This is a genomic window from Streptomyces sp. Ru62 (assembly GCF_002920615.1).
Taxonomy (GTDB): domain Bacteria; phylum Actinomycetota; class Actinomycetes; order Streptomycetales; family Streptomycetaceae; genus Streptomyces.
The window spans coordinates 224,741-244,548 of record NZ_PQSU01000004.1 but is presented as its reverse complement, the minus strand read 5'-3'; the positions used below and the strand labels follow the sequence as shown (position 1 = coordinate 244,548).

The following is a 19,808-nucleotide window of genomic DNA, read 5'->3' as shown; positions in this document are numbered from 1 at the left end:
GGGTTCGCCGAGAATTCCACGGGACGGCACCCGGGGCGGCTCACTAGCGTGTGGCCCATGAGTCTTGTACGCCGGGCCCGGCCCGAGGACGCCGCCGAAGTGCTGCGACTGCGCCAGGTGATGATCGACTCCCTGTGGAGCGCGGGAGGTTCCGGGCCGACGGAGTGGCACGCGGAGTCGCTGCCGGCGCTGCGGGAGCGGCTCGCCGAGCAGGACGGGGACTTCGCCGCGTTCGTCGTGGAGCATCCCGCCCGGCCGGAGGCACTGGCCGCGCTGGTGGCGGGGACGGTGGAGTACCGCATCGGCAAGGCCGGGAATCCCCGGGGGCGGGTCGGGCACGTCTTCAGCGTGGCGACCGACCCGGACGCCCGGCGGCGGGGGTACGCGCGCGCGTGCATGGCGGAGCTGCTGGGCTGGTTCCGGGCGCGGGGTGCCGGGCACGTGCTGCTGAACGCCTCGCCGGAGGCCGAGCCGCTGTACACCTCCCTCGGTTTCACGCGGGACCCCGACCCGTCGATGCGGCTGGTGCTGTGAGCCGCATAGGCTCGGAGACATGTCGTTGCAGAGCCTGGCGCTGATCGAGAACTGGCCCGTCCCCACCGCCGCGGCGGGCGTCGTACGTGCCGACGGGACCGTCCTCGGGACGCACGGTCCCGTCGGGCACCGCTTCCCGCTGGCCTCCGTCACCAAGCCGCTGGCGGCCTACGCCGCGCTCGTCGCCTACGAGGAGGGCGCGGTCGAGCTGGACGAGCCCGCCGGACCGCCCGGGTCGACGGTCCGTCACCTTCTCGCCCACACCTCCGGGCTCGCCTTCGACGAGCACCGGGTGACGGCCCCGCCCGGGGAGCGGCGGCTGTACTCCAACGCCGGGTTCGAGCAGCTCGGGGACCACATCGCCAAGGCGACGGACATCCCGTTCGCGGAGTACCTGCGGCAGGCGGTGCTGGAGCCGCTGGGGATGACGTCGACGTCGCTGGAGGGGTCGCCGGCGAAGGACGGGGTGTCCACGGTCGGGGACCTGCTGCGGTTCGCGGCGGAGGTGCAGGCGCCGAGGCTGCTGGACGCGCGGACGGTGGCGGCGGCGATGACCGTGCAGTACCCGGGGACGAAGGGGGTCCTGCCGGGGTACGGCCACCAGAACCCGAACGACTGGGGGCTGGGCTTCGAGATCCGCGACGGGAAGTCCCCGCACTGGACGGGGAGTTCGTCCTCCTCCCGCACCTTCGGGCATTTCGGGCAGTCCGGTACGTTCCTGTGGGTCGACCCGGATGCCGGGCTCGCCGGGGTCGCCCTGACGGACCGGGCGTTCGGCCCCTGGGCGATCGAGGCATGGCCGGCCTTCACGGACGCGGTGCTCGCGGAGCTGCGCGGCTAGGCCGTCATCTCCCACAGCAGCAGCTCCGCCGGCGTGACCGCCACCGCCTCCAGGCCCTCCGCCCCTGTGATCCTCGCCGCATCGCCGGGGCCCAGCTCCTCCCCCGCCAGCCGGATCTCGCCCCGCGCCACGTGCGCGTACACGTACGCCGCGTCCGGGACGGCGGTCCGCTCGCCGGGCTCCAGGCGGCGCACGTGGAGCATCGCGCCCGCCACCGGCACCGCGTACGGCGTGGAGTCGGCGATGCCGGGGACGAGGTCGTAGGAGGGGTCGCCGCCGGGCTCCCGTGGCGCCAGCCACATCTGCACGAAGGTCAGGGGGACGTCCCCGTCGTTGCGCTCGACGTGCCGTACGCCCGCCGCCGCGCCGAGGTGCTGCACGTCCCCGGGCCGGACCCGTGTCTCGTGGCCCGTGGAGTCACGGTGGGTCAGCTCCCCCTCCACCACCCACGTGACGATCTCGGTGTGGCTGTGCGGGTGTTCGTCGAAGCCGGCGCCGGGCGCGAGCCGTTCCTCGTTGCAGGCGATCACCGCGCCGAAGCGGAGGTTGTCCGGGTCGTAGTGCGGGCCGAAGGAGAAGGCGTGCCAGGTGTCGATCCCGGCCCCGGGATCCCCTCCGCGATAGCGCTCACCGGCGCGCCGTACGTCCATCACGGCACCACGGTAGCCGGGCCGGGCACACGAGACCCGACCGAGGCCAAGGGCCCACCGACGCCCACCGTCCCCGCGCGTCGGCCGCGAGGGAGCCGGAGGGGGCGCGCCCCCGGAGGCGACCGAGCCGTCAAGCCAGCCCCGGCGGCGCACGGGCCCGGCCCGATAAGGCAGTCTTGTCCCCGTGCCCGAACCCGAATCCCACAACGGCGATCCCGCAGCCCACGACGTCCATCAGCACGCCGCGACCCTGAAGCGACTGGAGAAGTCCTCCGGGAGCCTGGCCGCACAGGCCATCGCGCGCATGGACGAGACCCTGCCGTGGTACCGGGCCATGCCCCCGGAGAACCGTTCCTGGATCGGCCTCGTCGCCCAGGCGGGCATCGCGGCGTTCACCGAGTGGTTCCGGCACCCGGACGCGCCCCAGGCGATCTCCACGGACGTCTTCGGGACCGCGCCGCGTGAACTGACCCGGGCCATCACGCTGCGGCAGACCGTGGAGATGGTGCGGACCACCATCGAGGTCATGGAGTCCGCCATCGACGAGGTGGCGGCGCCGGGCGACGAGAGCGTGCTGCGTGAGGCGCTGCTCGTGTACGCCCGGGAGATCGCCTTCGCCACCGCCCAGGTGTACGCCCAGGCCGCCGAGGCACGGGGTGCCTGGGACGCACGGCTGGAGTCGCTGGTGGTGAACGCGGTGCTGAGCGGGGAGGCGGACGAGGGGGCCGTCAGCCGGGCCGCCGCGCTGGGCTGGAACTCGCCCGAGCACGTGTGCGTCGTCCTGGGGACCGCGCCGGACGGGGACAGCGAGCTGACGGTGGAGGCCATCCGGCGGGCCGCCCGGCACGCCAAGCTCCAGGTGCTCACCGGGGTGCTCGGCGACCGGCTGGTCGTCGTCGCCGGTGGCAGCGCCAACCCGCTCGCCGTGGCCAAGTCGCTGATCGGGCCGTTCGCCGCCGGGCCGGTCGTCGCGGGGCCCGTGGTACCCGATCTGCTGGCCGCCACCCGGTCCGCGCAGGCCGCCGCCGCGGGGCTGAAGGCCTGTTCCGCCTGGCAGGACGCGCCGCGTCCGGTGCTGGCGGACGACCTGCTGCCGGAGCGGGCCATCGCGGGTGATCCGAGCGCCCGCGAACAGCTGGTGGAGGAGATCTACAGACCGCTGGAGGAAGCGGGCTCGGCTCTCCTGGAAACCCTGAGTGTGTACCTGGAGCAGGCGAGCAGCCTGGAAGGCGCGGCGAGGATGCTCTTCGTTCACCCGAACACCGTGCGCTACCGGCTCCGACGTGTGACTGACGTCACCGGATGGTCGCCTTCGGATGTACGATCCGCGTTCACACTACGGATCGCGCTCATCCTGGGGCGTCTGGCCGACGCTGAAACCCAGGCATAGGGTTTTGTCGGAGGCCCACAAAAGCCCTTCGTGTTCTTCGTCCCTGTCCTCACGGGCGGCCGTGCCCGTCCCCAAGAGAGAGTGTGAGAGTGCTCGTACTCGTCGCTCCCGGCCAGGGCGCTCAGACGCCCGGCTTCCTGACCCCCTGGCTCGAACTGCCCGGTGCCGCCGACCGCGTCGCCGCCTGGTCGGACGCCATCGGACTGGACCTGGTGCACTACGGCACCCAGGCCGACGCCGACGCCATCCGGGACACCGCGGTGGCCCAGCCGCTGCTCGTGGCCGCCGGCATCCTGTCCGCCGCGGCACTCGGTGACATCAACCCCGGCGCGGTCGCCGGGCACAGCGTCGGTGAGATCACCGCCGCCGCCTTCGCCGGTGTCCTGGACGACACGGCCGCCCTGGGCCTCGTCCGCAAGCGGGGTCTGGCGATGGCCGACGCCGCCGCCGTCACCGAGACCGGCATGGCGGCGCTGCTCGGCGGCGACCCGGAGACCTCCGTCGCGCACCTGGAGAAGCTGGGCCTGACCCCGGCGAACATCAACGGCGCGGGCCAGATCGTCGCCGCCGGCACGCTGGAGCAGCTCGCCGCGCTGGCCGAGGACAAGCCCGAGGGCGTGCGCAAGGTCATCCCGCTGAAGGTGGCCGGCGCCTTCCACACCCGGCACATGGCGCCCGCGGTCGAGACGCTGGCCAAGGCCGCGGCGGCGCTGTCGCCGGCCGACCCCAAGGTTCCCTACGTCTCCAACAAGGACGGCCGGGCCGTCGCGTCCGGTGCCGAGGTGCTGGAGCGGCTGGTCGGCCAGGTCGCCAACCCGGTGCGCTGGGACCTGTGCATGGAGACGTTCAAGGAGCTGGGCGTCACCGCGCTCGTCGAGGTGTGCCCGGGCGGCACGCTGACCGGCCTGGCCAAGCGGGCCCTGCCCGGTGTCGCGACGCTGGCCCTGAAGACCCCCGACGACCTCGACGCGGCCCGCGCTCTCTTCGCAGAGCACGCCGGTGCCTAAGGAGCCGTACATGGCGAAGATCAAGCCCAGCAAGGGTGCCCCGTATGCGCGCATCCTCGGTGTCGGCGGCTACCGGCCGACCCGGGTCGTGCCCAACGAGGTGATCCTGGAGAAGATCGACTCGTCCGACGAGTGGATCCGCTCCCGCTCCGGCATCGAGACCCGGCACTGGGCGGGCCCGGAGGAGACCGTGGCCGCGATGGCGATCGAGGCCTCCGGGAAGGCCATCGCGGACGCCGGCATCGACGCCGAGCAGATCGGCGCGGTGGTCGTCTCGACCGTGTCGCACTTCAGCCAGACCCCGGCCGTCGCCACGGAGATCGCCGACAAGCTGGGCACGGACAAGGCCGCCGCCTTCGACATCTCGGCCGGCTGCGCGGGCTTCGGCTACGGCCTCACGCTCGCCAAGGGCATGGTGGTGGAAGGTTCCGCCGACTACGTCCTCGTGATCGGCGTGGAGCGGCTGAGCGACCTGACCGACCTGGAGGACCGCGCGACCGCGTTCCTGTTCGGTGACGGCGCCGGCGCGGTCGTGGTCGGCCCCTCGAACGAGCCGGCGATCGGCCCGACCGTGTGGGGCTCCGAGGGAGACAAGTCCGAGACCATCAAGCAGACCGTGTCCTGGGACCGGTTCGCCGTCGGTGACGTCTCCCAGCTGCCCCTGGACAGCCAGGGCAACATCAAGTTCCCTGCGATCACGCAGGAGGGCCAGGCGGTGTTCCGCTGGGCCGTGTTCGAGATGGCGAAGGTCGCCCAGCAGGCGCTGGACGCGGCCGGAATCACCGCGGACGACCTGGACGTCTTCATCCCGCACCAGGCCAATGTGCGGATCATCGACTCGATGGTGAAGACACTGAAGCTGCCGGAGCACGTCACGGTCGCCCGTGACATCCGCACCACCGGCAACACCTCGGCCGCCTCGATCCCGCTCGCGATGGAGCGGCTCCTGGCGACCGGGGAGGCGAAGAGCGGCGACACCGCGCTCGTCATCGGATTCGGGGCGGGTCTCGTCTACGCCGCCACGGTCGTTACCCTCCCCTAGGCACTCCGTGCCGGATCATGCGATCCGGCAGGGGGACAACTGCCACAAACCGTCTGGATTATCGAAGAAGGAGCGCCTGACATGGCCGCCACTCAGGAAGAGATCGTCGCGGGTCTCGCCGAGATCGTGAACGAGATCGCCGGGATCCCCACCGAGGACGTCCAGCTGGACAAGTCCTTCACCGACGACCTGGACGTCGACTCGCTGTCCATGGTCGAGGTCGTCGTCGCCGCCGAGGAGCGCTTCGACGTGAAGATCCCGGACGAGGACGTCAAGAACCTCAAGACCGTCGGCGACGCGACCGAGTACATCCTCAAGCACCAGGCCTGAGCCACCCCGTAGGCCGCAGGCTGCTAGCCCCGCCACCCGGCGGTGGCGCCGTAATCCCCGCAGACGCGGGGGTAGTCCTCCCGTATCCGTTGGAGAAAGAATTCCCGTGAGCCCGACCAATCACACCGTGGTCGTCACCGGTATCGGCGCAACCACACCGCTGGGTGGCGACGCAGCCTCGACCTGGGAGGCCCTCGTCGCCGGTACGTCCGGCGTCAGCCTGCTGGAGAAGGAGTGGGCGGCTCAGCTGCCGGTCCGGATCGCCGCGCAGATCGCCGTCGAGCCGGGCGAGATCATCCCCCGCCCGCAGGCCCGCAAGCTGGACCGGTCCGCGCAGTTCGCGCTGATCGCCGCTCAGGAGGCCTGGAAGGACGCCGGCTTCACCGCCAAGGCCGGTGAGGACTCGTCCATCAACCCCGACCGTCTCGGCGCGGTCATCGCCTCCGGCATCGGCGGCGTGACGACCCTGCTGGACCAGTACGACATCCTCAAGGAGAAGGGCGTACGCCGCGTCTCCCCGCACACCGTGCCGATGCTGATGCCCAACTCCCCGGCGGCCAACGTCGGTATCGAGCTGGGTGCCCGCGCCGGTGTGCACACCCCGGTCTCGGCCTGCGCCTCGGGCGCGGAGGCCATCGGGTACGCGATCGAGATGATCCGCACCGGGCGTGCGGACGTGGTCGTGGCCGGTGGTACCGAGGCCGCCATCCACCCGCTGCCCATCGCCGCGTTCGGCAACATGATGGCGATGTCCAAGAACAACGACGATCCGCAGGGCGCCTCGCGTCCCTACGACGCCGGCCGGGACGGCTTCGTGCTCGGTGAGGGCGCCGGTGTGATCGTCCTGGAGTCCGAGGAGCACGCGAAGGCCCGCGGCGCCCGGATCTACGCCGAGGCGGTCGGACAGGGCATCTCCGCCGACGCGCACCACATCACGCAGCCCGAGCCGTCCGGCAACGGGATCGCGCACGCGCTGCAGAACCTGCTGGACAACACGGACCTGAAGCCGGCCGAGATCGTGCACGTGAACGCGCACGCCACCTCGACGCCGCAGGGTGACGTGGCCGAGATCAAGGCGCTGCGGAAGGTGTTCGGCGACGACGTCGACCACATGGCGATCTCCGCGACCAAGTCGATGACCGGTCACCTGCTGGGCGGTGCCGGTGGTGTGGAGACCGTGGCGTCGATCCTGGCGCTGGTGAACCGCACGGCGCCGCCGACCATCAACGTGGACAACCTCGACCCCGAGGTCAACGCGGACGTGGTCGTCGGTGAGGCGCGGGCTCTGCCCGAGGGCCGTATCGCCGCGCTGAACGACTCGTTCGGCTTCGGCGGGCACAACGTGGTCCTGGCGTTCCGGACGATCTGAGAAACATGACTGAAGGGCCCTCACCAGCAGGTGAGGGCCCTTCAGTCATGTCCGCCGCTACGTGCGCGACGTCACACCACTTGGTGCAGCCAGCGGACCGGGGCGCCCTCGCCGGCGTAGCGGAACGGCTCCAGTTCGTCGTCCCAGGGCTTGCCCAGGAGCTTGGCGATCTCCGCCTCCAGGTCGGTCTCCCCCTGCCTGGACCGCGTCAGCGCGGCGCGCAGGCGGTCCTCGGGGATCAGGATGTCGCCGTGGATGCCGGTGACGGCGTGGAAGATGCCGAGGTCGGGGGTGCAGCTGTAGCGCTCGCCCTCGGCAGTCGCGCAGGGCTCGGCGGTGACCTCGAAGCGCAGCAGGTGCCAGCCGCGCAGTGCCGAGGCGAGTTTGGAGGCGGTGCCGGCCTGGCCCTGCCAGGAGAACTCCGAGCGCCAGGTGCCCGGGGCCGCGGGCTGCCGGATCCAGTCGAGGTTGACGCGCGTGCCGAGCACCCCGGCGACGGCCCACTCGACGTGCGGGCACAGCGCGCGCGGCGCGGAGTGCACGTACAGAACTCCACGTGTCGTCACCGGAACCTCCGGGCAGAGCGGGACATCTTGCGGACTGGCTGGGCGGCAGTGGCGCGACGGCCGCGTTGATGGCGAGGCTACCCTGCGGCGGGGCAAGGAGTGTGACGTACGGTCGGTCCCGGTGCCAGGAAACCGCCGCCATTCACCCAGGGGGACGCTTGTGCGGGGGTGCGCCGTTCCCGGGGCGCCGGGCCGGGAACCCTCGCACGTTGTCAGGGGAGGGGGATGCCTACCGTCGAACGAGGGGAACAGCAGGGATGCGGAAGCGAAGCCACCGTGTACGGGCCGTTCTCGCCGTCGTGGCGGCCGTCCTGCTGGGCGCCGCCGGATGTGACGACAGGCCGGGGAGCGCGCCGGCCCCGGCGGGCACCAAGGCGCGCGCGGCCCGGCCCCCGGTGTGGGACCGCAGCCCGGACTCGATCGCCGCGGTGGGCGACTCCATCACGCGCGGCTTCGACGCGTGCACGGTGCTGTCGGACTGCCCGGAGGTGTCGTGGGCGACGGGCAGCGACGCCAAGGTGGACAGCCTGGCGGTGCGGCTGCTGGGCGTGACGGGGGCGGCGGAGCGCAGCTGGAACTACGCGGTGACGGGCGCCCGGATGGCGGACCTGCCCGGGCAGATGGAGCAGGCGGTCTCCCGCGGCCCGCAGTTGGTGACGGTGATGGTGGGGGCGAACGACGCCTGCCGGGCCTCGGCGTCGGCGATGACCCCGCCGGCCGACTTCCGCGCGGACTTCGAGGAGGCGCTGCGCACCCTGCGTTCGGCGCTGCCGAAGACGCAGGTGTACGTGGCGAGTGTGCCGAATCTGAAGCGGCTGTGGTCGGAGGGCCGGACGAACCCGCTGGGCAAGCAGGTGTGGAAGCTGGGCATCTGCCCGTCGATGCTGGGCGACGCGGACGATCTGACCAGCGCGGCGATGCTGCGCCGGGACTCCGTGCAGCAGCGGGTGGTGGAGTACAACCGGGTGCTGAAGGAGGTCTGTGCCAAGGACCGCCGCTGCCGCTTCGACGACAACGCGGTGTACGACTACCGCTTCGGCACGGACCAGCTCAGCCACTGGGACTGGTTCCACCCCAGCAAGGACGGTCAGGCGCGGCTCGCGGAGATCGCTTACCGGCGGATCACGGCGAGAAATCCGTGACCTAGGGTTTTCCGCATGAACACACTCCCCGACGGCACGGCGGTGCACCGGTGGACGCTGGAGCGCGGCGGGGTGCGGGTGCGGGTGCTGTCGTACGGCGGGATCGTGCAGTCCGTGGAAGTCCCGGACGGCGCCGGGCGGACGGCGGACGTGGCGCTGGGCTTCCCCGGCCTCGACGGCTACCTGGCGCATCCGGAGCCGTATCTGGGTGCCGTGATCGGCCGGTACGCGAACCGGATCGCGGGCGGCCGGTTCCCGCTGGACGGCCGGACGTACGCGCTGGCCCGCAACAACGGCCCGAACTCGCTGCACGGCGGTGAACGCGGGTTCGACAAGCGCGTGTGGGAGGTGGCACCGGTCGAGCACGGCGTCCGCCTCAGCCGGGTCAGCCCGCACGGCGAGGAGGGCTTCCCGGGGCGGCTGGAGGTGGCGGTGACGTACACCCTCGACGCGTCGGGCGCGCTGCGGATCGCCTACGAGGCGGTCACGGACGCGCCGACGGTGGTCAACCTGACCAGTCACGCGTACTGGAACCTGAGCGGTTCCGGTGACGCGGGCGGGCACGAGCTGCGGCTGGCCGCGTCCCGGTACACGCCGGTGGACGCGGACCTGATCCCGGCCGGCGCGCCGGAGGACGTGACCGGCTCCCGCTTCGACTTCCGTACGGCCCGCAGGACCGGCTCCGGGTACGACCACAACTTCGTCCTGGACAAGGGCGTGACCGAGGTGGCGGAGGAGGTGGCCGAGCTGCACGACCCGGAGTCCGGGCGGACCCTGACGGTGGCCACGACCGAGCCCGGCCTCCAGCTGTACACCGCCGACCACCTGTCCGGGCCGCTCGGCCCCGGCGCCGGGATCGCCCTGGAGACGCAGCACTTCCCGGACTCCCCCAACCGGCCGGACTTCCCGAGCACGGTGCTGCGGCCCGGCGAGGTCTTCCGTTCCGAGACGGTGTACGGCTTCGGCGTCCGGGGCCGGTAGCCCGTCGCCGGGGTGCCGTGTAGCCCCGGTCCAGGGGTCAGGTTCCCGGACCGGGGCTGCGCGGGAGGGACGCGTCCCCTGCGGGGGACTTGTCCCGGATCAGACGTTAATCGTCGTGATGACGTGGCGGCCCTCGATCGGGCGTCCGGCGGAGATCTCGTACGAACCCTTCACACTTGCCGACGTCAGCGCGGTCTCGTCCCGGGCCTGGGGGGGGCAGGCGCCGCGCGGCAGACCGCCGACGGGATCGCCCGCACCATGGCGCGGGTCACTTCCGTCACGCGATACTGCGGCCGTCCCACCGCACCACGCGCCCCACAGCGACGGAAGGACCCGAACTCCCTTGACGCGTATACGTATCGGCCTCCTCGGGCTGGCCCTGCTGGCCGGCCTGTCCGCGCCCGCCACCACGGCGTCCGCCGCCACCCCGCCCTCCCCCACCGCCGAGGAACAGCGGCTCGACAAGGCCGTGCCGCAGGAGATCCTCCGGCGTTCCGGGTTCGCCGACGCCGCACCGGAGTTCGGCCGCGCTCTGCACCAGGCGCACTCCTACGCGCAGGCCCGCCGCGTCGTCGTGCGCGAGGGGTCCGCGCTGTGGCGGCGAGCCGTGCAGCGGGCACAGGGGCGGGGGCCGGCCGGCGGTGATCTGAGCCGGGACGACGACCGGCCGCTGTACTGGGCCCGGCTGGGGATGACCCGGGAGGTGCGCACGTGGGATCCGGAGTTCGGGCTCACGGACCAGCAACGGGGCGCGCTCCTCGACGAGCTGGAGCGTTCCTCGCGCGGGCAGACCGACATCCGCTACCCGGGGAAGGGGCACCTGCGGCGCGTCCTGCTCACCGGGTTCGACCCCTTCACGCTCGACCGGGACATCCGCATCTCCAACCCCTCCGGGGCGACGGCGCTCGCGCTGGACGGCACGGTCGTCGAGACGGCCGAGGGACCGGCGCGCGTCGAGACGGCCGTGTTCCCGGTGCGCTGGCAGGACTTCGCCGAGGGCACGGTGGAGCGGACGCTGCGGCCGTATCTGCCGAAGGTGGACCTGTTCACGACCGTGAGCCAGGGCCGGGTCGGCCGGTTCGACGTCGAGCGCACCAACGGCGCGTGGCGGGGCGGCTTCGCCGACAACGACAACGTCGGCCGGACCGGGACCATCCCGGTCACGGACCCGGCGTCGCAGCCGCAGTGGACGAGCACCACGCTGCCGTACACCGCCGTCGTGACCGCGCGGACGGGCCGCTTCCCCGTGTACGACCACACGGAGGTGACCGAGGTCCCGGCCGGCGGCACCACGCCCGTCGTACGGCCGGACGGGCCGACCCCCGGCTCCACCGCCCGTGCCGGGGCCGGCGGTGACTACCTCTCCAACGAGATCGCCTACCGGGCCACCCTGCTGCGCGACCGGCTCGGGCTGCACGACACGCTGCCGGGCGGGCATGTGCACACCCCCGTGCTGCAGTTCGGGGCCGGGAACACCACCGAGGTGACCGACCCGGAGTTCGTGCGCAACCGGCTGGACATCATCGCGCAGGTCCGGTCGATCGTCGCCGTGTCCGTCAGTGCGACGGAGCGAAGGCCAGGCTGACGCCGAGACCGGCCAGGACGGATCCGATGACCTTGTTGAGGACCTTCTGGGCCCGGAGCATCAGCGTGCGCATCCGCTCCTGCGAGAAGAACAGCGCGACCACTCCGAACCACAGCAGGTGGGCCAGCGACATGAACAGGCCGTAGCCCACCTGCCGGTGGACCGGCGTACCGGGGCTGACGACCTGGGCGAACGTGGAGACGACGAACAGGGTCGTCTTGGGGTTGAGGACGTTGGTGAGGAAGCCGGTGCGCAGCGCGGCGAGCGGGGTCAGCTCCGTCTTGTGCTCCAGGTCCACCGTCACCTCGCCGCGCGCGCGGAAGGTGCGGACGCCGACGAGGACGAGGTAGGCGGCGCCGATCAGCTTGATGACCGTGAACAGGAAGGTGGAGGAGGCGATCAGCAGGCCCACGCCGAGCATGGTGTAGGTGACGTGGACCAGCACGCCCGCGGCGACCCCGGTGGCGGCGAGCAGGCCGGTGCGGCGGCCGTACAGATAGCTGTTGCGGACGATCATCGCGAAGTCGGCGCCGGGGGCGATGACGGCCAGGACGGTGATGACGGCTACGGCGAGTATCTCGGTCACGGGGTGACGTCCTCCGCCTCGGGCTCGTCGGCGCCGTCCTCGCGGGTCTCCTCGCCCAGCAGGTCGCGGGCGAGGAGCGTGGCGCCCGCGACGGCGCCCGGCATCAGGAACACCGCGACGAACGGGACCAGGAAGGCCAGGCCCAGGGGTGTGCCGAAGCCCCAGACCAGGCTCTTGCGGGAGCGGAGCAGGGTGAGCCGGGCGCGCAGGTCGACGCCCCGGCGCTGCATCGCCACGGCGGCCAGTTCCTCGGTGAGGAAGAAGCCGGTGACGAAGAAGCCGATCACGGGGACGACGGTCTGCCCGACGAACGGCAGGAACCCGAGGGCGAAGAGCAGGACGCCCCACAGGCCGGCCCGCACCAGGACGCGCAGGCTGTCCCGGGCGGAGATCCACAGCTCGCGCCAGAGCGGCAGGTGCGACCGCGGGGCGGTGCCGTCGGGCGAGACGTCGGCGTCGACCTTCTCCGACAGGTTCTCGTAGAAGGGCTGGCCGACCAGCAGGGTGACGGCGGTGAACGTCAGCACGGCCAGCAGCAGGCCCAGGGCGAAGAGGACGGCCGTGAGGAAACCGCGGAACAGCCCCTGCCAGGGGCTGGACCAGTCGTCCGCGAACGGGGTCGCCCAGGTGACCGCGTCCGCGCCCCATATGGCCAGCGCGACCAGCGCGGCGGCGTACAGCACCAGCGTGATCAGTCCGGGCAGCAGCCCGAAGCCGTAACTCCGCCCGTGCCGGGTCACCCAGCGCTGGCCCTTCAGCAGATACCCGAAACCCACCCCAAGATCGCGCATGGCGAGGACTCTACTGGCTCGGTGTGACGGCGCGGGCGGCCGGTGACAGCGAGGCCGGCCCGTGGCCGGCCGGGGTCTCAGGCGTCCAGCATGCGCCGGAGCAGGTCGCGCAGGGAGCGGCGCTGGTCGTCGGTGAGCGCGGCGAGCGGCTCACGGGCGAAGTGCAGGCCCTCGCGCAGGTCCCGGGCCACCCTGCGGCCCTCCTCGGTGGCGGCGGCGACCTTCACCCGGCGGTCGGCCGGGTCGGGGCGGCGCTCCACCAGGCCGCGGGACTCCAGCCGGTCCACGATCCCGGTGACGTTCGACGGCTCGCACTTCAGCTTCTGGGCCAGCTTGCGCATGGGCAGCGGTTCCAGCGAGAGCAGGCTGAGCAGCCTGGCCTGCGGGCCGGTCAGCGTGTGCTCGCCCGCCGCCTCCTCGTAGTCCGCGTAGAAACGGGACACGACGTCACCTATCAGCTCGACCACTTCCATGGTGAGGGGGTCGGGGCGGTGGGTCTTCGACGGTGTGGGCATACCCACCAGAATACCCGGTTACTTGACATCATGAAATATTCAGGGGCATGGTTGTTTCAGGTACTGAAGTAAATGCCGTGACACGAAAGGCTCCGTCATGATCAACCGCGAGTGGCACCTGCTCAGCCGACCCGTCGGCTGGCCGAAGCCCGAGGACTTCGCCCTCGTCGAGGCGCCGGTCCCGACCCCGGGCGAGGGTCAGGTGCTGGTGCGGAACAAGTACCTCTCCGTCGACCCGTACATGCGCGGCAGGATGAGCGCCGCCAAGTCCTACGTCGCCCCCTTCGAGCTGGGCAAGGTCATGCAGGGCGGCGCGGTCGGCGAGGTGATCGAGTCCCGCGCCGAGGGCATCTCCGCCGGCGACCACGTCCTGCACTTCTTCGGCTGGCGCGAGTACGCGGCCGTGGACGCGAAGAACGCCGTGAAGGTCGACCCGGAGGCCGCCCCCCTGTCGACGTACCTGGGCGTCCTCGGCATGACCGGCCTGACCGCCTACGCCGGCCTGCTGCGCACCGCCTCCTTCAAGGAGGGCGACAGCGTGTTCGTGTCGGGCGCCGCCGGGGCCGTCGGCAGCCAGGTGGGCCAGATCGCCAAGCTCAAGGGCGCCTCGCGGGTCATCGGCTCCGCCGGGTCCGACGAGAAGGTCAAGCTGCTCGTGGACGAGTACGGCTTCGACGCCGCGTTCAACTACAAGAACGGCCCGGTCGCCGAGCAGCTGCGCGAGGCGGCGCCCGACGGCATCGACGTCTACTTCGACAACGTCGGCGGGGACCACCTGGAGGCCGCGATCGGCTCGCTGAACCAGGGCGGCCGGATCGCCGTCTGCGGCATGATCTCGGTCTACAACAACACCGAGCCCGCGCCCGGCCCGAAGAACCTGGCCCGTCTGATCCAGACCCGCGGCCGGATCGAGGGCTTCCTGGTCGGCGACCACTACGACCTCCAGCCGCAGTTCGTCCAGGAGGTCGGCCCGTGGGTCGCCTCGGGCGCGCTGAAGTACCGGGAGACCGTGGTCGAGGGCATCGAGAACAACCTGGAGGCGTTCCTCGGGGTCCTGCGCGGCGACAACATCGGCAAGATGGTCGTCAAGCTCTGACCTTCCCGCGGTTTCGCTCCGGCCTTCCCGCAGTTTCCGACATGCGGTAGCTTCTTTCCGAAATCCGTCGCGATCGTGGGCGCGAGTCGCGGCGGACCGAGGAGGAAGACAACCGCATGCCCATCACGCAGTCCGACGTCCTGTACACCGCCGTCGCCACCGCCGAGAACGGCCGCGACGGGCGGGTCGCCACGGACGACGGCCGACTCGACGTCGTCGTCAACCCGCCGAAGGAGATGGGCGGCAGCGGGTCCGGGACCAACCCGGAGCAGCTGTTCGCCGCCGGTTACAGCGCGTGCTTCCAGGGGGCGCTGGGGGTCGTCGCCCGGCAGGAGGGCGCCGACGTGTCCGGGTCCACCGTCACGGCCAGGGTCGGCATCGGCAGGAACGACGAGGGGTTCGGGATCATCGTGGAGATCTCGGCAAGCATCCCGAACGTCGACGCGGCCACCGCGCGGGAGCTGCTGGAGAAGGCCCACCAGGTGTGCCCCTACTCGAAGGCGACTCGCGGGAACATCAGCGTGACGCTGGTCTGACCTCCGTCGTTCCTTACATCGGCAGCCGCATCCTTGGACGTGGGGTGCGGCTGCTGTTGTGGTGGGGGCGCCTGCCGGGTGCCGCACTCCTCAGCCGGCCGGCGCCGCCCTGTGCACCGCCGCCGCCAGTCTGTTGTTCTCCGGGGCCGCTCCGCCCGGGAACGCGAACCTGCGCCTGGTGTAGCCGTAGGCGATGCCCGCGTGCGGGTCCGCGAAGGCCTGGACGCCGTTGGCGCCGCTGTGGCCCAGCGTGCCCGCGCCCAGGAACGGGTGCCAGGTGTCGGCGGTCGCCTGGAAGCCGAGGCCGAAGGACTTGTGGGCGCGGGTCACCAGGTCGTACCCGGTGGAGTGGATCTGGGCGAACTCCGCCAGTGTGTCGCCCTTCAGCAGCGGGGTCCTGCCGTCCACCTCGCTGATCATGGCCGCGTACATGCCCGCGAGACCGCGTGCCGAGCCGATCCCGCCCACCGAGGCGGGCCCCTGGGCGCGGATCAGCCGCTCGTTCGGCAGGCTCTCCAGGTCGGTGGGCTCCGCGCCGTGCCGGTTGAAGGCGATCGACGCGAGGGTGTGCGGGCCGGTCGGCACGGCGTCGAGCTGCGCCTGCTGCGCGGGCGTCGGCAGCATCGGCAGGACCGTGCGGAAGCGCGGCTCGTACGCCTCGGGCAGACCCAGGTGGAGGTCGAGGCCACGGGGAGCGCGGACCCGCTCCTCGTACACCTCCTGGAGCGTACGTCCGGTCGCCCGGCGGACGACCTCGCCGGTCAGCGCGCCGATGACCAGCGCGTGGTAGCCGAACGCCGTGCCCGGCCGCCAGAACGGCCGCTGGTCCGCGAGGCGTTCGGCGATCATCCGGTCGTCGGCCAGCTCGGCGGGGCTGAACCCGGTGTCGGCGCCGACCAGCCCCGCGCGGTGGGCCAGCAGGTCGCGCAGCGTCAGCGCGCCCTTGCCCTCGGCGGCGAACTCCGGCCAGTAGTAGGTGACTTTGCGGTCCAGCTCCAGCGTGCCGTCCTGCACGAGCAGCGCCGCCACCAGATGGGCCGCGCCCTTCGTGGCCGAGTAGACGGCGTACAGCGAGTCACCCGTCACCCCCGCGCCCGCCCACAGGTCCACGACCCGCCGCCCGTGGACGTATGCGCACAACTGGCCCTCGTAGTCCTCCCGCTCCCCTGCGACGAGGGCGGCGAACTCCTCGCGCACCGGCTCGAAGCCCTCGGCGACCGTGCCCTGGACGGTGATCTCCTGCGTCATCCGCTCTCCTCGACCGAACGCTGCTCGCTGCTCCCCCTCGGCACAACGCCCTTCCCTGACATCGGGCGTTCCCGAGACCGGTACGGCGAGACGTGCCTGTTCGACTCAACCTCCGTGACGGCCGGGGGGTGTCACGGATAGCCCGAATGGCCGATGGCGCGGGGTGGCGGGGGTGCGCCGGTGCGTGCCTCACGTGCACACGGACGGAGCCGGACGCGGGCGGGCGGACGCCCTCAGGTGCACCACCACAGGAAGCGGTCGCAGGTCTTGGTGGGCGACGGCTCGGGCGCGGGCGCGGAGGTCGTCGGGGCGGCGGTCGGGGTGGCGGACTGGCTGGGGGGCGGGGCGGCCGGGGTCGTCGAGGTCGCACCGGAACCCGTCGTGGCCGGCTGCTGCGCCGTGCCGGTGTCCGTGGCGGAGGGGGAAGCGGAGTCCTTGTCCTTCGGGGACCCCGACGCGGAAGCGGAGGCGGAGGAGGAGGCGTCGGGGGAGGCGGACTCGCCCGCGCGCGGGGTGGCACCGGACGTGGCGCCTATCGGGTCGGCGGTGCGGTCCGGCCCGACGGTGGCGGCGCCGCCGTCCGCCGAGGTGTCCCCGGCCGGGGCCGGGGCGTCACTGGAGAAGGGCGAGAAGGGCGCGTCCGTGCCCAGTTCCGCGAGACTGAGCCCGCCCGCCGCGAGGACGAACCCGGCGGCGACCAGGACGGTACGGCGGCGTCTGCGGCGGTGTGCGGCGGCCTTGCGGTCGCGGCGGCTGCCCTCGGCACCGCCCCGGGCCCGCCGGCCGGCCGGGGCGACCCCGTCGTCGGCGTCGCCCGCCTCCGCCCCGCCCGCTTCGTCGGTCTCCGCCTCCGCCGGTTCCGGTTCCGCCGCCCGCTCCGGCTCCCCGGGGGCGTCCGAACCGTCGTGCGCCTCTCCGTGCGGCTGATCGTACGGCTCCTCGGACGACGGCTCATGTGGCTGCTCGTACGTCGTCGGCGTCTGCCCGTACCCGTGTTCGTGCCCGTGCGCGCGCGTGGCCGGCGCGGCCGTGGGGGCCTGGAGCCGGTCGGCAGGAGTTCCGCACCCCGGGCAGGCCAGGGCGCCGTTGAGGTGCCGTCGGCACGGGAGGCAGTAGTTCATGACGCGGGAAGACTAGAAGTCCATGCGGTTCCGGTTCCAGGCGTCGTTGTGAAGGTTTGGTGCGAGGTCGAAAGAGTTCTCGAAAGCCTTGCCGAAACCGTTACCTGTTCGACCCATTGACACCCCCACCGGACCGTCCTTACTGTCACGCCAACATTTCGAACGTGTGACGAAATCTCGAACAGCTGAGGGGCAACTGCCGTGCGCATCACCGGAATCAGCACGCACGTGGTCGGCACGCCGTGGCGCAACCTGACCTACGTCCAGGTGCACACCGACGAGGGCATCACGGGAGTCGGCGAGACCCGGATGCTCGGGCACACCGACGCGCTGATCGGCTATCTGCGGGAGGCCGAGGCCAACCACATTCTCGGATCGGACCCGTTCGCTGTCGAGGACCTCGTGCGCCGGATGAAGTACGGCGACTACGGCCGGGCCGGTGAGATCGTCATGTCCGGCATCGCGGTGGTCGAGATGGCCTGCTGGGACATCAAGGGCAAGGCGCTGGGCGTGCCGGTGTGGCAGCTGCTCGGCGGGAAGGTGACCGACAAGGTCAAGGCGTACGCCAACGGCTGGTACACGACCGAGCGGACCCCGGAGGCGTACCACAAGGCGGCACAGGGGGTCATGGAGCGCGGCTACAAGGCGCTCAAGATCGACCCCTTCGGCACCGGGCACTTCGAGCTGGACCACCAGGAGACCCTGTACGCGGTCTCGCTCATCGAGGCCGTGCGGGACGCGATCGGCCCGGAGGCGGAGCTGATGCTGGAGATGCACGGCCGCTTCTCCCCCGCCACCGCCGTCCGGCTGGCCAAGGAGATGGCGCCCTTCAAGCCGGCCTGGCTGGAGGAGCCGGTGCCGCCGGAGAACCTGAAGGCGCTGGAGAAGGTCGCGGCCAAGGTGGACATGCCGGTCGCCACCGGGGAGCGCATCCACGACCGGATCGAGTTCCGCGAGCTGTTCGACAGCCAGGCGGTGGACATCATCCAGCCCGACGTCGGCCACATCGGCGGCATCTGGGAGACGCGGAAGCTGGCCGCCACCGCCGAGACGCACTACATGCTGGTCGCCCCGCACAACGTGGGCGGTTCGGTGCTCACCGCCGCCTCCCTCCAGGTCGGCTTCACCTCCCCGAATTTCAAGATCCTTGAGCACTTCAACGACTTCGCGGACGCGGAGATCAAGAAGGTGGTCAAGGGCGCGCCGCAGGTGAACCCGGAGGACGGCTGCTTCCACCTCTCCGACGCGCCCGGTCTCGGTGTCGAGCTGGACGTCGACGCGGCGGCCGAGTTCCCGCAGCAGCAGGCGCGCTTCGACCTGTGGGCCGAGGGCTGGGAGCAGCGCAAGCCGAAGGGCACGAAGTGAGCTCCCAGGTCCTGGTCGAGGCGCCGGGGGTGCACCGGGTCGAGGCCCACACGCCCCGGCAGCCCGGTCCCGGCGAGGCGCTGGTCGCGGTGCACGCGGCCGGCATCTGCGGCAGCGACCGCGAGGTGTACCAGGGCAACCGGCCGGAAGGGTACGTGCGGTATCCGCTCACGCCCGGACACGAGTGGTCGGGGACGGTCACGTCGGTGGGTGCCGGGGTGCCCGGCTCGCTCGTCGGCCGCAAGGTCGTCGGCGAGGGCTTCCGCAACTGCCAGGTGTGCGAGCGCTGTCACGCGGGCGAGACCACGCTGTGCTCGGCCGGGTACGAGGAGACCGGCTTCACCCAGCCGGGCGCCATGGCCACCACGCTGACCCTGCCGGCGCGACTGCTGCACGTCCTCCCGGACGACGCCGACCTCACCGCCGCCGCCCTGCTGGAGCCGGCCGCCTGCATCGCGGCCGCCGCGCTGAAGGCGAGCGCCCAGCCGGGCGAGCGGGTCGCGGTGGTCGGCACGGGCACGCTGGGCATGTTCGCCGTGCAGTTCCTGAAGGCGGTCTCACCGGCCGAGCTGCTCGTGGTGGGCACGCGGAACGACCGGGAGGCGCTGTCCCGGCGGTTCGGGGCGAGCGACTTCCGGCTGAAGGACCAGGAACTGCCCGACGACTTCGACGTGGTGATCGAGACCGCCGGGTCGGCGTCCGCCGCGCGCACCGCCGCCGCCCTGCTGCGGCGCGGCGGGCGGCTGGTCCTCACCGGGATTCCGGCGCCGGGCGCGGACGGGCTCGACCCGACCGACCTCGTCGTACGGCAGCTGGAGGTGCACACCGTCTTCGGGGCACCGCCGGAGGCCTGGTCGCACACCGTGCGGGTCTTCGGGGCCGGGCTGCTGGACCCGCTGCCGCTGGTCACCCACGAGTTGCCGCTGACCGAGTTCCCGCAGGCCATCGAGCTCGTGGGGGCCGGCGATCCCAAGGTGGGCAAGGTGCTGCTCCGCCCCTGACCGTACGCCGGTCAGGGCGTGACCTGACGGCGCCCTGACCGGCGTACACCCAGCGCTTCTTCACACCCAGAGCCGCGAACCTTGTCCGAAATACCGAACACTCAGGACCCTA

21 protein-coding genes are annotated in these 19,808 nt (G+C 72.0%); 14 read left to right on the top strand and 7 right to left on the bottom strand.

All coding sequences use genetic code 11. From position 1 onward, the window contains the following. Positions 1-57 precede the first annotated feature (57 nt). Positions 58-534 (top strand): GNAT family N-acetyltransferase, encoded by a 477-nt coding sequence (locus tag C3492_RS07345; protein WP_181140241.1) that lies wholly within the window; start codon positions 58-60, stop codon positions 532-534. A 19-nt stretch (positions 535-553) separates the two neighbouring features. Then, the gene (locus C3492_RS07340; protein WP_103810910.1) at positions 554-1,375 is read left to right on the top strand and encodes a serine hydrolase; all 822 of its coding nucleotides are present in this window, start codon (positions 554-556) and stop codon (positions 1,373-1,375) included. On the opposite strand, the gene C3492_RS07335 is transcribed toward C3492_RS07340, so the two are convergent. Then, complete coding sequence (locus C3492_RS07335; RefSeq protein WP_103810909.1) at positions 1,372-2,025, bottom strand: pirin family protein; 654 nt, start codon at positions 2,023-2,025, stop codon at positions 1,372-1,374. The genes C3492_RS07340 and C3492_RS07335 overlap by 4 nt on opposite strands. A 184-nt stretch (positions 2,026-2,209) precedes the next feature. Here C3492_RS07335 and fasR point away from each other — a divergent pair, with 184 nt between their 5' ends. The 5 genes from fasR to fabF all read left to right on the top strand — a co-directional run bounded on the left by fasR (position 2,210) and on the right by fabF (position 7,163). Next, positions 2,210-3,415, top strand: coding sequence for a fatty acid biosynthesis transcriptional regulator FasR (fasR, locus tag C3492_RS07330; protein WP_103810908.1), 1,206 nt, complete (start codon positions 2,210-2,212; stop codon positions 3,413-3,415). Between the two features lie 89 nt (positions 3,416-3,504). Then, a complete protein-coding gene (locus C3492_RS07325) occupies positions 3,505-4,422 on the top strand; it encodes an ACP S-malonyltransferase (RefSeq protein WP_103810907.1) in 918 nt (305 codons plus the stop codon). Between the two features lie 10 nt (positions 4,423-4,432). Further along, entirely contained in the window at positions 4,433-5,464 is a 1,032-nt protein-coding gene (locus tag C3492_RS07320; RefSeq protein ID WP_030649488.1) for a ketoacyl-ACP synthase III, read from the top strand. Between the two features lie 81 nt (positions 5,465-5,545). Next, positions 5,546-5,794 (top strand): acyl carrier protein, encoded by a 249-nt coding sequence (locus tag C3492_RS07315; RefSeq protein WP_014672482.1) that lies wholly within the window; start codon positions 5,546-5,548, stop codon positions 5,792-5,794. A 106-nt stretch (positions 5,795-5,900) separates the two neighbouring features. Then, a complete protein-coding gene (fabF, locus tag C3492_RS07310; protein WP_103810906.1) occupies positions 5,901-7,163 on the top strand; it encodes a beta-ketoacyl-ACP synthase II in 1,263 nt (420 codons plus the stop codon). Between the two features lie 71 nt (positions 7,164-7,234). Here the strand turns inward: fabF and C3492_RS07305 are convergent, their stop codons facing one another. Further along, positions 7,235-7,729, bottom strand: a complete 495-nt coding sequence (locus tag C3492_RS07305; protein ID WP_103810905.1) for a DUF3145 domain-containing protein — start codon at positions 7,727-7,729, stop codon at positions 7,235-7,237. 257 nt (positions 7,730-7,986) lie between these two features. On the opposite strand from C3492_RS07305, the gene C3492_RS07300 reads away from it, so the two are divergent. From C3492_RS07300 to C3492_RS07290, 3 genes are all read left to right on the top strand, one after another. Next, a complete protein-coding gene (locus C3492_RS07300) occupies positions 7,987-8,871 on the top strand; it encodes an SGNH/GDSL hydrolase family protein (protein WP_103810904.1) in 885 nt (294 codons plus the stop codon). A gap of 15 nt (positions 8,872-8,886) precedes the next feature. Continuing rightward, entirely contained in the window at positions 8,887-9,852 is a 966-nt protein-coding gene (locus C3492_RS07295) for an aldose epimerase family protein (RefSeq protein WP_103810903.1), read from the top strand. 343 nt (positions 9,853-10,195) lie between these two features. Beyond that, positions 10,196-11,437, top strand: coding sequence for a pyroglutamyl peptidase (locus tag C3492_RS07290; RefSeq protein ID WP_103810902.1), 1,242 nt, complete (start codon positions 10,196-10,198; stop codon positions 11,435-11,437). Here C3492_RS07290 and C3492_RS07285 read toward each other — a convergent pair. From C3492_RS07285 to C3492_RS07275, 3 genes are all read right to left on the bottom strand, one after another. Further along, entirely contained in the window at positions 11,409-12,023 is a 615-nt protein-coding gene (locus C3492_RS07285) for a LysE family translocator (RefSeq protein ID WP_103810901.1), read from the bottom strand. The genes C3492_RS07290 and C3492_RS07285 overlap by 29 nt on opposite strands. Continuing rightward, positions 12,020-12,814 carry an EI24 domain-containing protein gene (locus C3492_RS07280; protein ID WP_103810900.1) on the bottom strand — a complete coding sequence of 265 codons (795 nt, stop codon included), beginning with the start codon at positions 12,812-12,814 and terminating at the stop codon, positions 12,020-12,022. The genes C3492_RS07285 and C3492_RS07280 overlap by 4 nt, the downstream gene beginning before the upstream one ends. Positions 12,815-12,891: 77 nt before the next feature. Continuing rightward, positions 12,892-13,329 carry a MarR family winged helix-turn-helix transcriptional regulator gene (locus C3492_RS07275; RefSeq protein ID WP_103810899.1) on the bottom strand — a complete coding sequence of 146 codons (438 nt, stop codon included), beginning with the start codon at positions 13,327-13,329 and terminating at the stop codon, positions 12,892-12,894. A 97-nt stretch (positions 13,330-13,426) separates the two neighbouring features. Here C3492_RS07275 and C3492_RS07270 point away from each other — a divergent pair, with 97 nt between their 5' ends. Further along, the gene (locus C3492_RS07270) at positions 13,427-14,425 is read left to right on the top strand and encodes an NADP-dependent oxidoreductase (RefSeq protein WP_103810898.1); all 999 of its coding nucleotides are present in this window, start codon (positions 13,427-13,429) and stop codon (positions 14,423-14,425) included. 116 nt (positions 14,426-14,541) lie between these two features. Further along, positions 14,542-14,961, top strand: a complete 420-nt coding sequence (locus C3492_RS07265; protein ID WP_103810897.1) for an organic hydroperoxide resistance protein — start codon at positions 14,542-14,544, stop codon at positions 14,959-14,961. Between the two features lie 90 nt (positions 14,962-15,051). On the opposite strand, the gene C3492_RS07260 is transcribed toward C3492_RS07265, so the two are convergent. Next, positions 15,052-16,209 (bottom strand): serine hydrolase domain-containing protein, encoded by a 1,158-nt coding sequence (locus C3492_RS07260; RefSeq protein WP_103810896.1) that lies wholly within the window; start codon positions 16,207-16,209, stop codon positions 15,052-15,054. A gap of 233 nt (positions 16,210-16,442) precedes the next feature. Continuing rightward, positions 16,443-17,330 carry a hypothetical protein gene (locus C3492_RS07255; RefSeq protein WP_181140240.1) on the bottom strand — a complete coding sequence of 296 codons (888 nt, stop codon included), beginning with the start codon at positions 17,328-17,330 and terminating at the stop codon, positions 16,443-16,445. 201 nt (positions 17,331-17,531) lie between these two features. On the opposite strand from C3492_RS07255, the gene C3492_RS07250 reads away from it, so the two are divergent. Both C3492_RS07250 and C3492_RS07245 read left to right on the top strand, forming a co-directional pair. Continuing rightward, positions 17,532-18,695 (top strand): mandelate racemase/muconate lactonizing enzyme family protein, encoded by a 1,164-nt coding sequence (locus tag C3492_RS07250; protein WP_103810895.1) that lies wholly within the window; start codon positions 17,532-17,534, stop codon positions 18,693-18,695. Continuing rightward, the gene (locus C3492_RS07245; RefSeq protein WP_103810894.1) at positions 18,692-19,696 is read left to right on the top strand and encodes a zinc-binding dehydrogenase; all 1,005 of its coding nucleotides are present in this window, start codon (positions 18,692-18,694) and stop codon (positions 19,694-19,696) included. Before C3492_RS07250 ends, C3492_RS07245 begins: the two co-directional genes overlap by 4 nt. Positions 19,697-19,808: the final 112 nt, after the last annotated feature.

Excerpts from the sequence above, each read along its gene's own strand:
- C3492_RS07345 (WP_181140241.1), top strand. The coding sequence starts at position 58 with ATGAGTCTTGTACGCCGGGCCCGGCCCGAGGACGCCGCCGAAGTGCTG.
- C3492_RS07340 (WP_103810910.1), top strand. The coding sequence starts at position 554 with ATGTCGTTGCAGAGCCTGGCGCTGATCGAGAACTGGCCCGTCCCCACC.
- C3492_RS07335 (WP_103810909.1), bottom strand. The coding sequence starts at position 2,025 with ATGGACGTACGGCGCGCCGGTGAGCGCTATCGCGGAGGGGATCCCGGG.
- C3492_RS07320 (WP_030649488.1), top strand. The coding sequence starts at position 4,433 with ATGGCGAAGATCAAGCCCAGCAAGGGTGCCCCGTATGCGCGCATCCTC.
- C3492_RS07315 (WP_014672482.1), top strand. The coding sequence starts at position 5,546 with ATGGCCGCCACTCAGGAAGAGATCGTCGCGGGTCTCGCCGAGATCGTG.
- C3492_RS07300 (WP_103810904.1), top strand. The coding sequence starts at position 7,987 with ATGCGGAAGCGAAGCCACCGTGTACGGGCCGTTCTCGCCGTCGTGGCG.
- C3492_RS07295 (WP_103810903.1), top strand. The coding sequence starts at position 8,887 with ATGAACACACTCCCCGACGGCACGGCGGTGCACCGGTGGACGCTGGAG.
- C3492_RS07280 (WP_103810900.1), bottom strand. The coding sequence starts at position 12,814 with ATGCGCGATCTTGGGGTGGGTTTCGGGTATCTGCTGAAGGGCCAGCGC.
- C3492_RS07275 (WP_103810899.1), bottom strand. The coding sequence starts at position 13,329 with ATGCCCACACCGTCGAAGACCCACCGCCCCGACCCCCTCACCATGGAA.
- C3492_RS07270 (WP_103810898.1), top strand. The coding sequence starts at position 13,427 with ATGATCAACCGCGAGTGGCACCTGCTCAGCCGACCCGTCGGCTGGCCG.
- C3492_RS07265 (WP_103810897.1), top strand. The coding sequence starts at position 14,542 with ATGCCCATCACGCAGTCCGACGTCCTGTACACCGCCGTCGCCACCGCC.
- C3492_RS07260 (WP_103810896.1), bottom strand. The coding sequence starts at position 16,209 with ATGACGCAGGAGATCACCGTCCAGGGCACGGTCGCCGAGGGCTTCGAG.
- C3492_RS07255 (WP_181140240.1), bottom strand. The coding sequence starts at position 17,330 with ATGAACTACTGCCTCCCGTGCCGACGGCACCTCAACGGCGCCCTGGCC.